13 protein-coding genes are annotated in these 14,895 nt (G+C 34.5%); 9 read left to right on the top strand and 4 right to left on the bottom strand.

What is annotated here, in order from left to right:
• Positions 1-31: 31 nt before the first annotated feature.
• Complete coding sequence (locus NG806_RS08990) at positions 32-1,486, bottom strand: sigma 54-interacting transcriptional regulator (protein WP_214833903.1); 1,455 nt, start codon at positions 1,484-1,486, stop codon at positions 32-34.
• A gap of 88 nt (positions 1,487-1,574) precedes the next feature.
• Positions 1,575-2,717 carry a vWA domain-containing protein gene (locus NG806_RS08985; RefSeq protein WP_261512766.1) on the bottom strand — a complete coding sequence of 381 codons (1,143 nt, stop codon included), beginning with the start codon at positions 2,715-2,717 and terminating at the stop codon, positions 1,575-1,577.
• Between the two features lie 413 nt (positions 2,718-3,130).
• Between NG806_RS08985 and NG806_RS08980 the strand changes: the two genes are divergently transcribed.
• The 8 genes from NG806_RS08980 (at position 3,131) to glsA (ending at position 11,689) form a co-directional block, all read left to right on the top strand.
• On the top strand, positions 3,131-3,961 hold the full coding sequence (locus NG806_RS08980; protein ID WP_261512765.1) for a helix-turn-helix domain-containing protein: 831 nt from the start codon (positions 3,131-3,133) through the stop codon (positions 3,959-3,961).
• Positions 3,962-4,040: 79 nt separating this feature from the next.
• Positions 4,041-4,448: a hypothetical protein gene (locus NG806_RS08975; protein WP_214833894.1), complete on the top strand. Its 408-nt coding sequence runs from the start codon at positions 4,041-4,043 to the stop codon at positions 4,446-4,448.
• Between the two features lie 319 nt (positions 4,449-4,767).
• Positions 4,768-5,292, top strand: a complete 525-nt coding sequence (locus tag NG806_RS08970) for a hypothetical protein (protein ID WP_214833891.1) — start codon at positions 4,768-4,770, stop codon at positions 5,290-5,292.
• An 83-nt stretch (positions 5,293-5,375) separates the two neighbouring features.
• Positions 5,376-6,179 carry a fimbrial biogenesis chaperone gene (locus tag NG806_RS08965; RefSeq protein ID WP_261512763.1) on the top strand — a complete coding sequence of 268 codons (804 nt, stop codon included), beginning with the start codon at positions 5,376-5,378 and terminating at the stop codon, positions 6,177-6,179.
• Positions 6,172-7,200, top strand: coding sequence for a hypothetical protein (locus NG806_RS08960; RefSeq protein WP_261512762.1), 1,029 nt, complete (start codon positions 6,172-6,174; stop codon positions 7,198-7,200). The genes NG806_RS08965 and NG806_RS08960 overlap by 8 nt, the downstream gene beginning before the upstream one ends.
• A gap of 3 nt (positions 7,201-7,203) precedes the next feature.
• Positions 7,204-9,999, top strand: coding sequence for a COG1470 family protein (locus NG806_RS08955; protein ID WP_261512761.1), 2,796 nt, complete (start codon positions 7,204-7,206; stop codon positions 9,997-9,999).
• A gap of 117 nt (positions 10,000-10,116) precedes the next feature.
• Positions 10,117-10,665, top strand: a complete 549-nt coding sequence (locus tag NG806_RS08950) for a hypothetical protein (protein WP_261512760.1) — start codon at positions 10,117-10,119, stop codon at positions 10,663-10,665.
• Between the two features lie 13 nt (positions 10,666-10,678).
• Positions 10,679-11,689 carry a glutaminase A gene (glsA, locus tag NG806_RS08945; RefSeq protein ID WP_261512759.1) on the top strand — a complete coding sequence of 337 codons (1,011 nt, stop codon included), beginning with the start codon at positions 10,679-10,681 and terminating at the stop codon, positions 11,687-11,689.
• Positions 11,690-12,004: 315 nt separating this feature from the next.
• Here glsA and NG806_RS08940 read toward each other — a convergent pair whose 3' ends face one another.
• Together NG806_RS08940 and NG806_RS08935 are read right to left on the bottom strand one after the other, a co-directional pair.
• On the bottom strand, positions 12,005-13,075 hold the full coding sequence (locus tag NG806_RS08940) for a serine hydrolase domain-containing protein (RefSeq protein WP_315941770.1): 1,071 nt from the start codon (positions 13,073-13,075) through the stop codon (positions 12,005-12,007).
• Positions 13,076-13,163: 88 nt separating this feature from the next.
• Positions 13,164-13,730, bottom strand: a complete 567-nt coding sequence (locus NG806_RS08935; protein ID WP_261512758.1) for a helix-turn-helix domain-containing protein — start codon at positions 13,728-13,730, stop codon at positions 13,164-13,166.
• A 222-nt stretch (positions 13,731-13,952) separates the two neighbouring features.
• Between NG806_RS08935 and NG806_RS08930 the strand changes: the two genes are divergently transcribed.
• Complete coding sequence (locus NG806_RS08930; RefSeq protein WP_261512757.1) at positions 13,953-14,861, top strand: CPBP family intramembrane glutamic endopeptidase; 909 nt, start codon at positions 13,953-13,955, stop codon at positions 14,859-14,861.
• The last annotated feature ends 34 nt before the right edge of the window (positions 14,862-14,895 follow it).

The following is a 14,895-nucleotide window of genomic DNA, read 5'->3' as shown; positions in this document are numbered from 1 at the left end:
GTTTGCATATACTTTCTGTTGTTTGTATAGTTTAGTTTCGGAAAAACTGACCTACATCTGCTGAATCAAAAGTGAAAGCAGTCTGGTTTTCAGATTTATCCAGTTTTTTACTAATGGTTAAAGCCCATAAAACCAATTCTTTGCAAAAATTCTGATCTTCAGGGCTGAGTCCTGAAGTATTTTCTTCAACCACTGCTACCAGAGGGGTTATGCTGTTTAGTTTAGCATAGAATTCCTCATCTGAATCTGCATAATTGAGTTCAAGGTGGTTTTTGTTAAACCATTTGATCAAGTCAGTATATGGTGTTTTAATACTCTCTTTTTCCAGCTTGGATATACGTGGGAACAGCATTTCAAACTGTACCATAACCGCTTTGTCGATTAATATTTTCGCTACATAATCTGCACCTTCCTGCTCGCCTTCATACACAAGTTCTATTTTTCCTGTAATTGATGGAATGATCGACATAAAATCGAGCAAACGAATTGTCGTTTTTTCGGCACCAGACTCGATCAGACGTAATTTTGCAGCCGCCATTAAATTTTCCATAGCACTGATGGTAAGTCGCGCACTTACACCACTTTTTGCATCCACATATTCACTGTCACGTGCTGCAAAAGCAACTTCTTCCAGAAGATCTTTTGCCAGACCTGGAATTTGTATTTTTGATCGGTCTTCGGTTGAAACCCTGGCTTCCTGTTCTGTAATCTGTCTGGCAAGCGCAATCGTCTGAGGATAATGGGTGAAAATTTGCGATCCGATTCTATCTTTTAAAGGAGTTACAATACTTCCACGGTTGGTATAATCTTCAGGGTTTGCTGTAAAGACAAACTGGATATCAAGTGGCATTCTCAACTGAAATCCACGAATCTGAATATCACCTTCCTGCAAAATATTAAATAAAGAAACCTGAATCCGTGCCTGTAGATCCGGAAGTTCATTTAATACAAATATCGAACGGTTGGCACGAGGAATCATTCCATAGTGTAAAACACGCTCATCGGAATAGGGGAGTTTTAAAGTAGCCGCTTTAATAGGATCTATATCCCCAATTAAGTCAGCAACATTCACATCCGGTGTTGCCAGTTTCTCAAAGAAACGGTTGGAGCGGTGTACCCATGAAATAGGGGTTTCATCACCATGTTCAGCAATAAGATCCCGGGCAAATTTTGAGATAGGCTGAAACGGACTGTCATTGATCTCGGATCCTTTTACAATAGGCATGTATTCATCAAGAAGATTGACCATACTTCTTGCAATCCTCGTTTTTGCCTGGCCACGTAAACCCAATAGATTAATATGATGACCGGCAAGAATAGCTTTTTTCAATTGCGGAACTACCGTATCTTCATAACCTAAAAGACCTTCAAATACAGGTTCTTTAGCTTTAATTCTTGCAATTAAGTTTGCCTGAATTTCTTCATTGATCGTTTTATCAGTATAACCGGATTTTTTTAATTCTTTAAATGTAATATCGTTTTTCATTTTCTTGTAAGTAATAACAATTATTTAATGATACTTTTATCTTAATTATAGGTCTGACATCTAATGTCTAACATCTGACATCTTATATCTAAATTCTTTTAATTCTGTTTTTTTCATAATCTTCAAAAATCATTTGCCCTAAACCTGAAAGACCCGTTAAAAAGGCTTTCCCTTTATTTTGTGCTGTAAAGGCTTCCACAAACTGACGCAGATAAGGATCCTGAGCAATCATAAAAGTAGTGATTGGAATTTTCAGTTTTCTGGCTTGTGCTGCTCTGTTGAGGCATTGGGAAACAATCATTTCGTCCAGGCCATTGCTGTTCATATAAAACTCACCTGTAGGCAGTTGAATACAACTTGGTTTTCCATCAGTGATCATAAAGATCTGCTTATTGGTATTTCTTTTTCTGCGAAGAATATCCATTGCTAACTCTAAACCGGCGACTGTATTGGTATGATAAGGGCCGACCTTTAAGTAAGGCAGATCCTTAACTTTAATAGGCCAGGCTTCATTTCCAAAAACAATAATATCAATGGAATCCTTTGGATATTTTCGGTTAATTAATTCTACCAGCGCCATGGCCACTTTTTTAGCAGGCGTGATACGGTCTTCACCATATAAGATCATGGAGTGGCTGATGTCAATCATCAATACGGTACTCATCTGCGCTTTATGTTTGGTTTCCTCTACGATGAGGTCGTCTTCCGTGAGGCGCAGGTCAGAAATTCCGTTATTGATCTGTGCGTTTTTTAGACTTTCAGTCATATTCACCAACGACAGATCATCTCCATATTGATAGGTGCGATTTTCACCATCTCTTTCATCACCAACACCCGTTTTCGATGTACGATGGTTTCCGACGCCGCTTTTTTTCAGCTTTCCAAAAATCTGATCCAAAGCATATTCCCGTAAAGCAGCCTCCAGTTTGGCAGTCAGTATATTTTTACCTTTTCCTGATCCGGAATTCCCATCTTCAGGATCATCTTCTTTTTTGATGTATCCGCGTTTTCTTAAATCCTCTTCAAAATCCTCAATGGTATATCCATCGTCGAAAATGTCATATTCTTTATTCAGCATATCGAGCCATTCAAAGGCTTCTTCGATATCTCCGGAAGTATGGGTAAGCAAATCTTTGAAAATATCAAAAACCCGGTCAAAATTTGATACTTCTTCCGGAATATGTTTGCTGAATGTAAATCCTTTGTGAAAATTAAAATCTTTATTAGTCATGAGACGTTGCTGTTTTTCTACTAATTGCTTTTAAATATTTGTTGTATTTGTCTGGAATTAAATGGATTAAAGATTGTTATTGTCTTTAAATTTAAGCAAATTTATTTGTAGATTTTTTGTATTTCTTCCTTAAGTTAAAACAGACAAGTTATGAAAATATACAATCGGGAAAAATAGAAAATACTAATGACAGTGATAAGAAATGAAAATATAATATACATGACAAGGGGTAGTAAATGATTGTTTAATTCGCTTATATGTAAAGTTTATAAAACTAAAATGATTTTAGTTAATAATCCGTGATGTGTTAATTTTAGTACATTTTTCCTTTAGTAGAACAATATTTAGTAAAAATTTTATATTTATATAATAGTTTGTTGAATGGGATTTTCCTTGATAGAATTAGCAATTGTATGTATATAATAACGGAGCAGTTAAAGGATAGTGGATTTAGTATCAATCGATTAGATCTTATTATAAAAAGAAATAACAATAATAGAGAATTTAGCACGCTGGATTACTTTTGTATCTATATCATTTTAGAAGATATCAAACTAACCGTTGAGAATGTATCTTATGACATTCAGGCAGGTAATATTGCATTCGTAGGCCCTCAAAAGAAAGTGCTTTTTGGTAAAGTGATAAGATATGAAATTTTTGTTATTGCCTTTTCAGCAAGTTTCTATGAACGATCAACAAAAGACAGTTTGTTCATCAATTCCCAGCTTTTCTTCAATTATGATTCAGATGTATTTATTGCGCCCTTCACTAATATTGAACAAATGAAAGTAGTTTTTATGGAGCGGATGGAGAGTTTTCAGCGTAAAGATAAGAGCCTGTATATTTCTGCAGCTCACAATGCAATAGAAAGGCTTATCCTGGATGCATTTTTACATATACCTACCGAAGAGATAAAGAAAGATTTTAAATTCGACTATATGTACTATGTCAATAGGTTTAAAGTCATTTTACAAAGAGATTATAAAAGGGCAAAGAAGGTCTCCTATTATGCTAATGAACTGAATATTTCTGCCAGAAAATTAACAGAAATGACTGAATATGTTCTGGGAAAAACTGCCAAGCATATTATTATTGAAAAGTTGGTGAATGAATGTAAAAAAGCACTTGTTTTTTCTAACTGTACAATCTCTGAAGTCTCTTATGAACTGGGTTTCAGTAATGAAGGGAATTTTACGAACTTCATTAAAAAGCACACCGGAAAAAATCCCTCAGAATTGAGATAATTCTAGAACTTATTGTATGAAGTTATAGAATTTATTGTATATTTACCTAAGTAACCGATTGGTGAAAAATCTAGGCTATATGCTTTTTACAAGGTTTTTATTAATTGTTTTATTTTTTGCAAGTGCAAAATATTTTGCTCAGATGTCTGATGCTTTGAGGCTAAATGTCCGCTTATATCCGGTGCAAGTCCTTTCAATTAATTCTGATGTATCTGATAAAAAAAGATCCCGGTCACCTGAATTCCAATCTGTGACGGTATCGAGTCCCTCAGGTTTTGAGGTTAAAGCGCACCAGGAAACTAATAACAATATAAAAGAAAACCTTGAAAACAGTTGTTATAAAGAATATAATCTGATAGATCACCAGAAAGGAGTTATTCAGAAAGTGTATAAAATAAATGAGAATATAGAAAAAGTGATAAAAAAATTAGGTTGCGAAGTTGATTTTCAATCTGATCATTTAGTGCTAACACTAATTTCTCAATAAAAAATATACAAAGCTTTATGGAAATTATCATGTATAGATTAAAATTTTCCATAATGTCTTTTTTACCGATAAACGTATAAAAGTGAATTATTTAATAATAATATAATATATCTTTTAATTTTTAACGGTATTTTTTTGTTGACATTCGATGCTTTTTATGATTTTTTCATAAAAGGCTCTTTCCGTGTGTAAATAATTCACTACATAAAATCACAAATTTTAAGTATTTTTTCACAAAAGCATAAGCTATCTTTCTATCTACATTTGCGGCAAATTCTAAAAATTAATAATTATTAATACAAGAAAACCGTTTTAAATTATGAAGAAATGTATCTTAGCTTCTTTTGCTCTATTAGGATTTGCAGCATTACAAGCTCAACAAAATGTAACACTCAATGTGAGATTGAAACCTATTCAAACTCTTGTGGTGAACAATGCTCAGAAAATCGTTAACCTTGACTATGTGACCAAGGATGACTATGTAAATGGAGTTTCTTCTGTGAATGCAGACCATTTAAGTATCTACAGTACCGGAGGATTTCAGGTAAAAGTAAAAAGTGCCAATGCAGCTTTACAAAATGGAGCTAAAAATATTCAGGCCAATACCGTACAGATCAAAGCAAGTGCAGGATCTGAAGCTGTAAATGGAGCGCAATATGCGCAGAATATACAATTATCTGCCACTGAAACTACCTTGGTTACTTCTCCCAACGGAGGTGTAGATAAAAAAATCAGTATTGAGTATAAAGGTGCTGGAGCTAATGCTTACCTGGATAATTATATTGCTGGTCAGGCTCCTACAGTGTATACTACTGAATTAACGTATACTATTATTTCCCAATAAAATAATTAAAATACTGTTAAAAAGATAAGGTGTTACAGGCTTTTGTTGCACTTTATCTTTTTCTGTCATATGAAGTATTTGTAATGAAAAAACTGTTTTTTCTCTCTTTATCCCTAACCTGTTGTTTACTTTCCCAAGGATATGCACAGACAGGAATTTCTGTTTCTCCACCCAGGCTGTATTTTGAATCAGATTTAGGCAATAGTAATACTCAAAAAATAACGGTTACCAATGTAAGTGCAAAAAATGCTCTGGATCTGGCTATAAGTTTAGGTGATTGGGAGTACGATGATAAAGGGGAAAATATGATGTACGGGGCAAACACACGTCCAATATCCTGTGCCGGCTGGGCATCTGTAAAAAAAGAAGATACTTACTTTACACTGGCTCCCGGAGAGAAAAAAGATATTGATGTTACCCTTACGGCTCCAACTACCCTGGTGGACAAGTTATCTGCTCATTCATCTGTTTTGTTTGTAAGTCAAATGAATCCCGTGGAGGATGTAGACAATAAAGGAGCTAATATAAAAGTGAGTATACGCTCAGGAATCAAGCTTTTTCACAAATTACCTTTAGCAAAAAGTAAGAAAATTGAAATTCAGAATCTGGTGTATGAAAAATCTAAAAATATACTCAGTCTGTTTTTTGAAAATCAGGGAGATATTTGGGTAGATGGAAAGGTATATACAGATCTTGTCAATGTACAAAACGGAAAAAAAATCTCTGTTGATCCGATTGTCTTTTATACAATGCCCGGAAATAAAAGAGAAATGACTATTCAACTTCCGTCAGCACTTGAAAAAGGGAAGTATACTGCTTCTGTAATGATAGATTATGGAGATACTAACAATCTTGAATTAGGAGAATTAAGCTTCACCTATGAATAATAAAAAATTCCATTATCTGTTATTATTGATTTCCCTGAATTGTTTTTCGCAGGTTACGTACAGTTCCTGGGTCAATAGTTATTTACAGATCAATTCTTACAGTGGCAATACCAATCCTGATGCTTATACTTTTACTCTGGCAGGTAATGGTAAAATCAATATTCCCCATTGGAGATTATCTATGAGGTTGAAGCAGCCTATCACTTCCAATGATGGTAAGTATATGATGCCCGCTAACAAAATTTCTTTTCAGCCGGTCAACTCTTCGGGACAAGCTTATCCTGATCCGGTACCTACAATTCCTCAGATAGGAATGCCCCTTAATGTATTTCTTCAGGAAGGGCAAGAAGTCTTTTTGATTCCACAGTCGAATGCCTCATTAAACAATCAGCCTGCCCAGCCTAACGGTTATTATAACCTTCAGATAAAATACAGCTTGAATGTTATGGGTGGAGCTTATTTAGGTAACTATCCTTCATGGATCACTTTTATTGCACCTGTTCAATTTACGGCATACGATCAGTATAACAATATCATTGGCAAAATGGATCATAATTTCCAGTTTCAGATCGGTACCCTTTCCGGGAGTCCCACTGAAGTTCCGGAACTTTCTTTAAAGTTTTCCGCCAATGCAGTCAATGGTTCACTGGAATTTAAAAGTATAGAAGACTATATAAAAGGGGTTAGTGTTACGTATTCTAATGCCTTAATTGTAAGCAGTAATACCAATTATCAGATTAAACTAAAATCTCTTCAGGGTCAGTTTAATTCTCCAAAAGGAAATAGCATTCCTTTGGAAACCGTAAAAATGAGCTTGTCTCCGGTATCAGATAATAAAGGAAATGTGTATCCTGTTTTATTAAGTGCTTCTCCACAACTTATCGCTACCGGAAGCTCTACTAAAGGCTCCAATGTTTATTACGATATCAAATATTCCACAAATGCGGGTGATGAAAGGTTTATTAATGCCAGAACGGAAGAATATTCGACTACACTTCAATACGAGATAATTCCTCAATAACCTATGCTGTACGATCTCTTCAAAAAAGTACTTTTTATTTTTTTGATATCTGCTTTTGTTTTTATCCCCGCGCAAAACAGCGCAGGGATCAGTTTGGATATCCGCAACGAATCCAGAGCAGATAAAGGAAATATTGTAGATCTTACTTTAGTTTTAAAAAATGAAGGGAACCATTCTTTTAAGGGAAAAATTGAAATTAATACACCATCCGGTTTCAGAAGTATTTCAGGAAACAAAATTGAAGTGGCTATGAATTCCGGTGACAATCTGTTTTTACCTGTAAAAATATTGGTGAATAACAATGCCGGTGCTGGAGAATCTCAAATTATTTTTAAGCTTACGGACTCACAAAATACGATCGTTGTACAAAAACAGATAGCTTATACGATCGCTGAAAACAATGCGATGCGGATATCCGCAGAAGTTCCTGTGGTTTACATGAACAACACTAACGATTCTATTGAAGTAAGAGCGAGAGTTTCCAATCTGGGGAATAAAAAACAGAATGTTAGTGTCGTTTTTAAAATTCCGGAAACTTCTCAGGGAAGTGTTTTCGTAGAAAAAACGGGAAATATAGGGGTTCAAAAAGACTCTGTGTTTGTATTTCGCTTTTTGCCTTCTAAAATATTGATGCGGAGTTCCCAGTTTACAGTTAATATTGCAGGCTTCAGGGAACCGGATAAAGAAATATTCGGAAATGCATCGGTTTCAGTTCAGAATATATCTTCGACCCAGCGTTACCAGAATATACAATCTGATATGTTTTCAAATTTCACTAAGAACAGCATCACCGCAAGTTACAGACATGTCGGTGAAAATCTTGATATGTACCAGTTAATGGGATCAGGGGGATTTAACCTTCCATCAGGATACATTTTTATCAGAGGGAATATCTACACGATGAATAACCAAAGTGATCCTATTATCAATAATACCTACATTTCTTATCACCAGGAAAATAATGAATTTACCTTAGGAAATATAAGTAAATTACTGGAACTTTCCCTATTTGGAAGGGGAGCAGAATATGCTTTTACGTCCTCAGATAAAAACAAGAAAATTGAAGTTGGTTTTATTGACCAAAGTTTTAGCCTGATAGAAAAAAATTCATTTTTAAAAAATGGGTATGGCTTTTATGCTAAAGGAATCCTTGGTGCACAGAACGCATCCCATAGTATTTCGGGAACCTATATTTTTAGGAATGATCCTTATGATAAAGGGAAGCATAATTTGTTGGGAACCGATATACAGTATGCCTTTGGTAAGGACTGGAAAATGAATTCCAAAATATACAGTGGGCTCAGCGTTTACGAAGGGATCAATGTGACAAAACCTTCATTAGCTTTGGAATCTCAATATTCAGGAATGATAAAAAAAGTAAATCTGAATGGGAATTATTTTTACAGTACAGATTATTATCCTGGAAACCGGAGGGGTATGCTCCAGATTCAACAAAACTTTTCCACGAATATTTTTAAAGATCACTATGTTTATGCTAATATAACCATAGCCAACTTTTCCCCTAAATTCTATTTTTACAATAATACTTTGAAGTCTGATAACATAAGATTGGATACCGGGATTAACTTTCCTAAAAAAGGTGATTTTGGGTTAGGTATCGGATATCAATATCAGGAAGAAAGTTCCAATACCTATAACAATTTTTTTAATGTACCCGGAAACCAAGAGTCAAAACAACTGAAAGCACAAAGGCTTACAGAGTATATCACATGGTTTAGCCCCAATAAAAAGCATTCTTCTGTCATAGGAATAGAAACAGGGCTTGTTAATTACCCTAATATTATTCATCCTGAATATCAGATGAAAATCAGTGGGAATTATAATTATAAATGGCTGAATTTAAGTTGCATTTATCAGTATGGAAGTTATTTTCTTTCTGAATATGCTTTTTCAAAAATGGTAAATACAAATAATTCTTATGAAAAACTTTCCCTTTCTGCTTTCGTCAATAAGAGTTTTTTTAGTGAAAAAGTAAATTTAACTTCAGGAATCTCGTATACCAACGATGTCTTATACGGAAAATCACCTTCCGGTTTTATAAACCTTAAATATTCGAAAGAACGTTACGGCATCTATCTTAATTCTTCATGGTTTAATTATTCTTCAAACAGTTTCAATAATAATCTTCTGACAGTTGAAGTTGGTGTTAGTTTAAATTTTCAGACTACTGCGCTTGATCCGGGTAAAAAAGGGGAGATAAAAGCTTTTGTATATTATGATCATAACAATAACAACCTCTATGATGAAGGAGATAAAGAGGCAAAAGATTATTTGATTATGCTTAATAATACTTCCTTCAGGACGAATAAGGAAGGAAATATTGTTTACAAATCGATTCCATTTGGAAAATATACCTTAAAACAGATTATCCAACAAGGCTGGTATTATGATGAAGCAGAATTTGAAGTCAGTAAACACCATCATTTTTTAGAAATTCCGCTTCATCAAAACGGAACTTCCAGAGGAAAAGTAATCTACGAGTTTGATACAAAAACAGCAATGGAATTCAGTCCTAAAATTGGAGGGATCATTTTTAATATTTACCATAATGATCAGTTCTTACAGCGTGTTATTACCGATGACAATGGGGAATTTGTATCCTTTTTAGAATCTGGTAATTACAAAATGGAGCTTAATGTGAATTCATTACCTGTGAATACTTACTGTGAGCGTATAAGCTCGGATTTTAAAGTGGAAGTAGGAAAAATAATCAATCTTGAACCGTTTATTATTAAAGTAAAAGATAAAAACATTCGCGTTAAGAAGTTTGGTAACTAAATGTCTGTCAGAAAAGTGATTATTGCTCGAGAAAGTAATTGAGCTACAATATCAGCAGAAATTTTAAAATAGTCTTTTACAAAATATTATCTTTGTCCATAGTAAACAGTTAAAATGATGAAAAAAATAATATTTCTGATTTCTGCGGTTCTTATATTAAACTCTTGCGTGGTATCTACTGCGGCCAAAGTAGTAAAAGGAGCTGTAAATGTAAGCTATAAAGTGGTAAAGGGAACTGTAAATGGAATTAGCTGGGCAGTAAGCAAAGCAAAAGGGAAAATTGATGAAGACCGTATAGATGGTACCTGGAAGGTGGTAGGAGCTTACCGTGGTTCTTTTGAAGATTTTACAAAAGATCAGAATCCTGAAAGTTCATTTACTTCAGACTGTGTCGACAGTTTCGATCAGATTATTTTTAAAGCTAAAAGATCAAAATTTAAACCGGTACATTGCAGTTCTGATAAGGATGAGGATTGGGTAAAATATTCAATGGAGTTTGGAAAAAACCCTATAACAAAAGAAAAGGAAAACTATATAGAATATAATTCCAATAATTATCTTTCGGTTATTGATGTTAATAATAAAACAATGGTTCTGGAGGGAAATCTGATGCCTAAACTGGCATTTTCAGGGGCTAAATTATATCTTTTAGAAAAAGTAAAATAGAGCTCTGTCCGATATGAAAAATAGTGGTTTGTTATCTGCAAAAGGAATTTTTATTGCAGCTTTTCTTTCTTTAAATACAGTATTTTACGCTCAGAAAACAGAAGATATTTCAACGATTTCCGAAAAAACATTAACCAATATTCTTGATAAAAACAGGGCGTACTATTCTCAGGGTAAAGTAGCTGATTATATTCCTGAACTGGGAAAAATGGATGCCAAAGCAATTGCGTTCTCAGTGGTTGATAAAAATGGTAAAGTACTTAATAGTGGTGATGTAAGCAAGAAATTTACCATGCAGAGTATTTCAAAGATCATTGCCTTAATGATTGCTGTGAATGAAAGAGGAGAAGCGAATGTTTTTGATAAAATAGGATACTTCGGATCTGAACAGCCTTTTAATCATTTTTCAAACCTTGAAACAATAGGTAAACCACTTAATCCAATGATGAATGCCGGAGCCATTCTGACGACTTCTTTAATTTCAGGAGAAGGCGAAAAGCCATTTCTTAAAGTGTTGGATTTGGTAAGGTATATAACCAAAAATCAGGCAATTGATTACAGCAGATCTGTTTTTGAATCCGAAAAGTCTACTGGAAATCGTAACCGAGGTATGTTTTATCTGATGAAAAATAACGGATTGATTTCTGGAAATGAAGATCAGCTGGATAATTACTTCAAGCAGTGTTCCATTGAACTGACAGCTGAAGATCTTGCTAAAATAGGCTATTTCTTTGCTAATGAATGTACCAGGTTTGATGGGGATTCTAAATATAAAAATAAAGAAACCGCAAGATTGATAGAATCACAAATGCTTACTGCCGGAATGTATGAATTCAGCGGTGAATATTCCCGAACTGTGGGTCTCCCGAGTAAGTCTGGTGTTGGAGGTGGCATTACAGTAAGTGTTCCCGGTAAAATGGGGATTGGTGTTTTTAGTCCGGCTTTAGATCAACACGGAAATTCATTAGCGGGCTATCACATGATCCTAGACTTTGTGAAAGCATATGATTTAAGTATATTTTAAAAATATTTTAGCCAATAGGTGCTAGTCATGGGTTGTACAGATTTTATTTTTAATGCAAAGAAGGAGTTTGGTAACGCTTATTTAAGATCGCAAAGATTTTAAACACTAAGCTATTTTAAGCACCAGAATGCCGCATAAAAAGATCACTTCAGTTTATCAAAAATCTTTGAATTTTGATATCTACAAGCTTAATAAGCGAAGCCATCTTTGCTAGCTTAAATAAAACAGTAGAATCACAAAAACTTTGTGTTTAAAAAAGTCCTTTCTTTTAAAATATTGTTTTTCATTAGCTCGGGATTTTAATGTAAATCCAATTTACCTGTTTTCTATTTCAAGAATCTTTTTTCCGTCTTCTCCCAAGTAATGAATAATTAGTTTCTCATATATTTTTTGTCCTTCATCTACATTAGTAAATATGAGAATTCCCTTTCCGGAATTGGGCAGTAAAAAAGCAATGCATCGTGTACCGGGATCAGATCCGCTGTGCGATAAGGCATAGTTACCATTTCCTAAATCATACATTGCAAAGCCTAATCCGAAATAAAGATCGTCCTTTACTTTTACCTGTTTTTTGACCATTTCCTGAAAAATTTCAGGTTTCAGGCTTTTACCTTTCATCACACTAATCAGGAAATTTCCATAGTCTTCTACAGTAGTATGAAGGTCATCTGCAGCATTAGCTGTTTCCCTTTTTTCTGTTGGATAAGGCTGTCCTTCTTTATTATAGCCAATGGCGAATCTTGACTCATTGATATTTTGATCCCAAATGTAATTAGTGTCATTCATTTTGAGAGGTTGGAAAATCAATTCCTGAGCGAGTTGATCCAAAGATTTTTGAAATTTTTTTTCAAGTGCTTTTCTTAGGTATTCAAAGCCTTCTCCCGAATATTGACATTTTGTACCGGGATCAAACTGAAAATTCAGTTTTTTATCAGTGTTCATCCATCTCCAGTTTGGGAAACCTGTCTGATGGCTCAGAATTATTCGGGTGGTCAGTTTTTTATGTCTTGGATCGTTTGCAAGATCTGGATCTACCCAATACTGATCAAGGGGTTCGTCCAGTTTCCATTTTCCCAGGCTTATCAGACGTAATGCAACCATTGCTGTTACTGGTTTGGTGAGTGAAGCTACATTAAAATAGGTGTTATTAGGTGCTGAAATACCTTTTTTTATCTCACCAAAGACCTTTACCTCTTTTAGTTTACCGTCCTCAATAATACCTAATCCCAGAGTTGGAATTTTATTTTCTTTTAGCCAATTTTCGATGGACTGGTCATTACTAAAGATCATTTCATCATTATTTGTAGCTTTTTTCTCTGATTGTGCATAGATGTTATTGATGGAAACAACTAATAATAAAAAGATGTATTGGATATACTTTGTCATTGTTAAGATTTTTGACAAAGATTATATTTTTATATATTTTCGCTTTAAAAATGAGCCCGACAAAAACCCGACAAAGTCCTGACAGGAATTATATCATATTGAATTTCAGTTTATAGTAAAGTTTTTTATATCTGTCAATTTCTGCTGCATTTCTAAGAATAATAAATACATTGGAAAGAACTATTGCGATCATAATGATCAATGTAAACTGTCTCCCCAATTTTAAAAAGATTCCCAACATAAATACAATCGGAGCGAATACGGTCCATAGAATCTGAACAGAAATGATTTGTTTGGCGATACTGTTTCTTTGCTTCATGGTGAACATGAGTAACAGTGGAACCAATACATTAATTGGTGGTACTACAATAAACAGAAGTGATGAAAGGTTGATTATTTTTATCAGGGAATAATTGATGTCAGGTTGTTCTTCTTTTAATTCTGTATTTACATCATCTTTTTCAATGATGACCTCTGTATCCTGTAATAAATCTTCCCGTATATCTAATGCTTTTGCCAGTGCTCTTAGTGTGTGTCCTTTTGGTTCAATTCCGGACTCTATTCGCTGAATAGTACGTACAGAAATTCTTGATTTTTCTGATAACTCTTCCTGTGTCAGATTTTTATTTTCTCTAAGGGCCTTTAATTTAGACATAGCGCTGGTTATTCTACTGAGGTATTTTTTAGTTGATTTTCGAGGGCTAATTTACATTTTTTTCAATAGTAAAAACAGAATCAGAAGCACGGGAAAAATATAAATATAAAAATTGATTGACATGAATAAAATAAATGTAATTTTATTCAAATGATTCATATCAAACTTTTATTAATTATTTAATTATCATTTTTTTATGAATCTACACCAATCAATATTTTTATGGAAAATACTTCAATCTCTAAACCCGAGACCAGAAAGAATGTTGCTCTTTATCTGGGACTAACTTTACTTTTTTGTCTGCCTGTTTATTATATGTGCATCCGTACCGGAAAACTCGGCGGTGGAGCCGTATCTTACGCTACAATAGTTATGTGGTGTCCTGCTATAGCAGCATTGCTTACCTGTCGTTTAAGAGGAATTCCTATTTCCTCATTGGGTTGGAAGTGGGGACTTACGAAATATCAGCTCTTAGCTTATTGTATTCCCCTTTTATATGCTCTTGTTCCTTACCTGGTTATCTGGATCAGTGGAGCCGGTGGTTTTTATAATCATGAATTTGTAGCAGAAATAGGTAAAGGAATGGGATGGGACCTACCGGATGGAATGGTCATTGTCCTTTATGTTTTACTGATGAGCAGCTTTGGGATGGTTCGCTCCGTAGGTTCAGCTTTAGGTGAGGAAATTGGATGGCGTGGTTTTCTGACACCACAATTGGCTAAGATCAATTCATATACCGGTACCTCATTGTGGATGGGAGTGATATGGTCTCTTTACCATTATCCACTTCTTCTTTTTTCAAACTACAATACAGGTGGTCCTAAATGGTTAGCCCTTACCAGTTTTACAGTAATGATCTTTGCCTGTTGTTTCATCTTTACATGGTTCCGGTTAAAGTCCGGAAGCCTCTGGACTGCAGCGATCCTTCATGCCAGTCATAATCTCTTTATACAGTCAATATTTACACCACTTACGGTAGATAAAGGGCATACGAATTATTATATGGATGAATTTGGTATAGCGGTACCCATTGCAACGGTCATCGTTGCCTATTATTTCTGGCGAAGAAGAAAAGAGTTGCCGGAACAAAGGAATGAACCCCCTGTATCACAAACCACCATAACGACTTAAGACCATCAAGGATTTTATCGGATTTTTCCTTAAT

The organism is Chryseobacterium paludis (genome assembly GCF_025403485.1).
Taxonomy (GTDB): Bacteria; Bacteroidota; Bacteroidia; order Flavobacteriales; family Weeksellaceae; genus Chryseobacterium; species Chryseobacterium paludis.
Note: the sequence above shows the minus strand (reverse complement) of the source record. Positions and strands in the feature narration are given on the sequence as shown.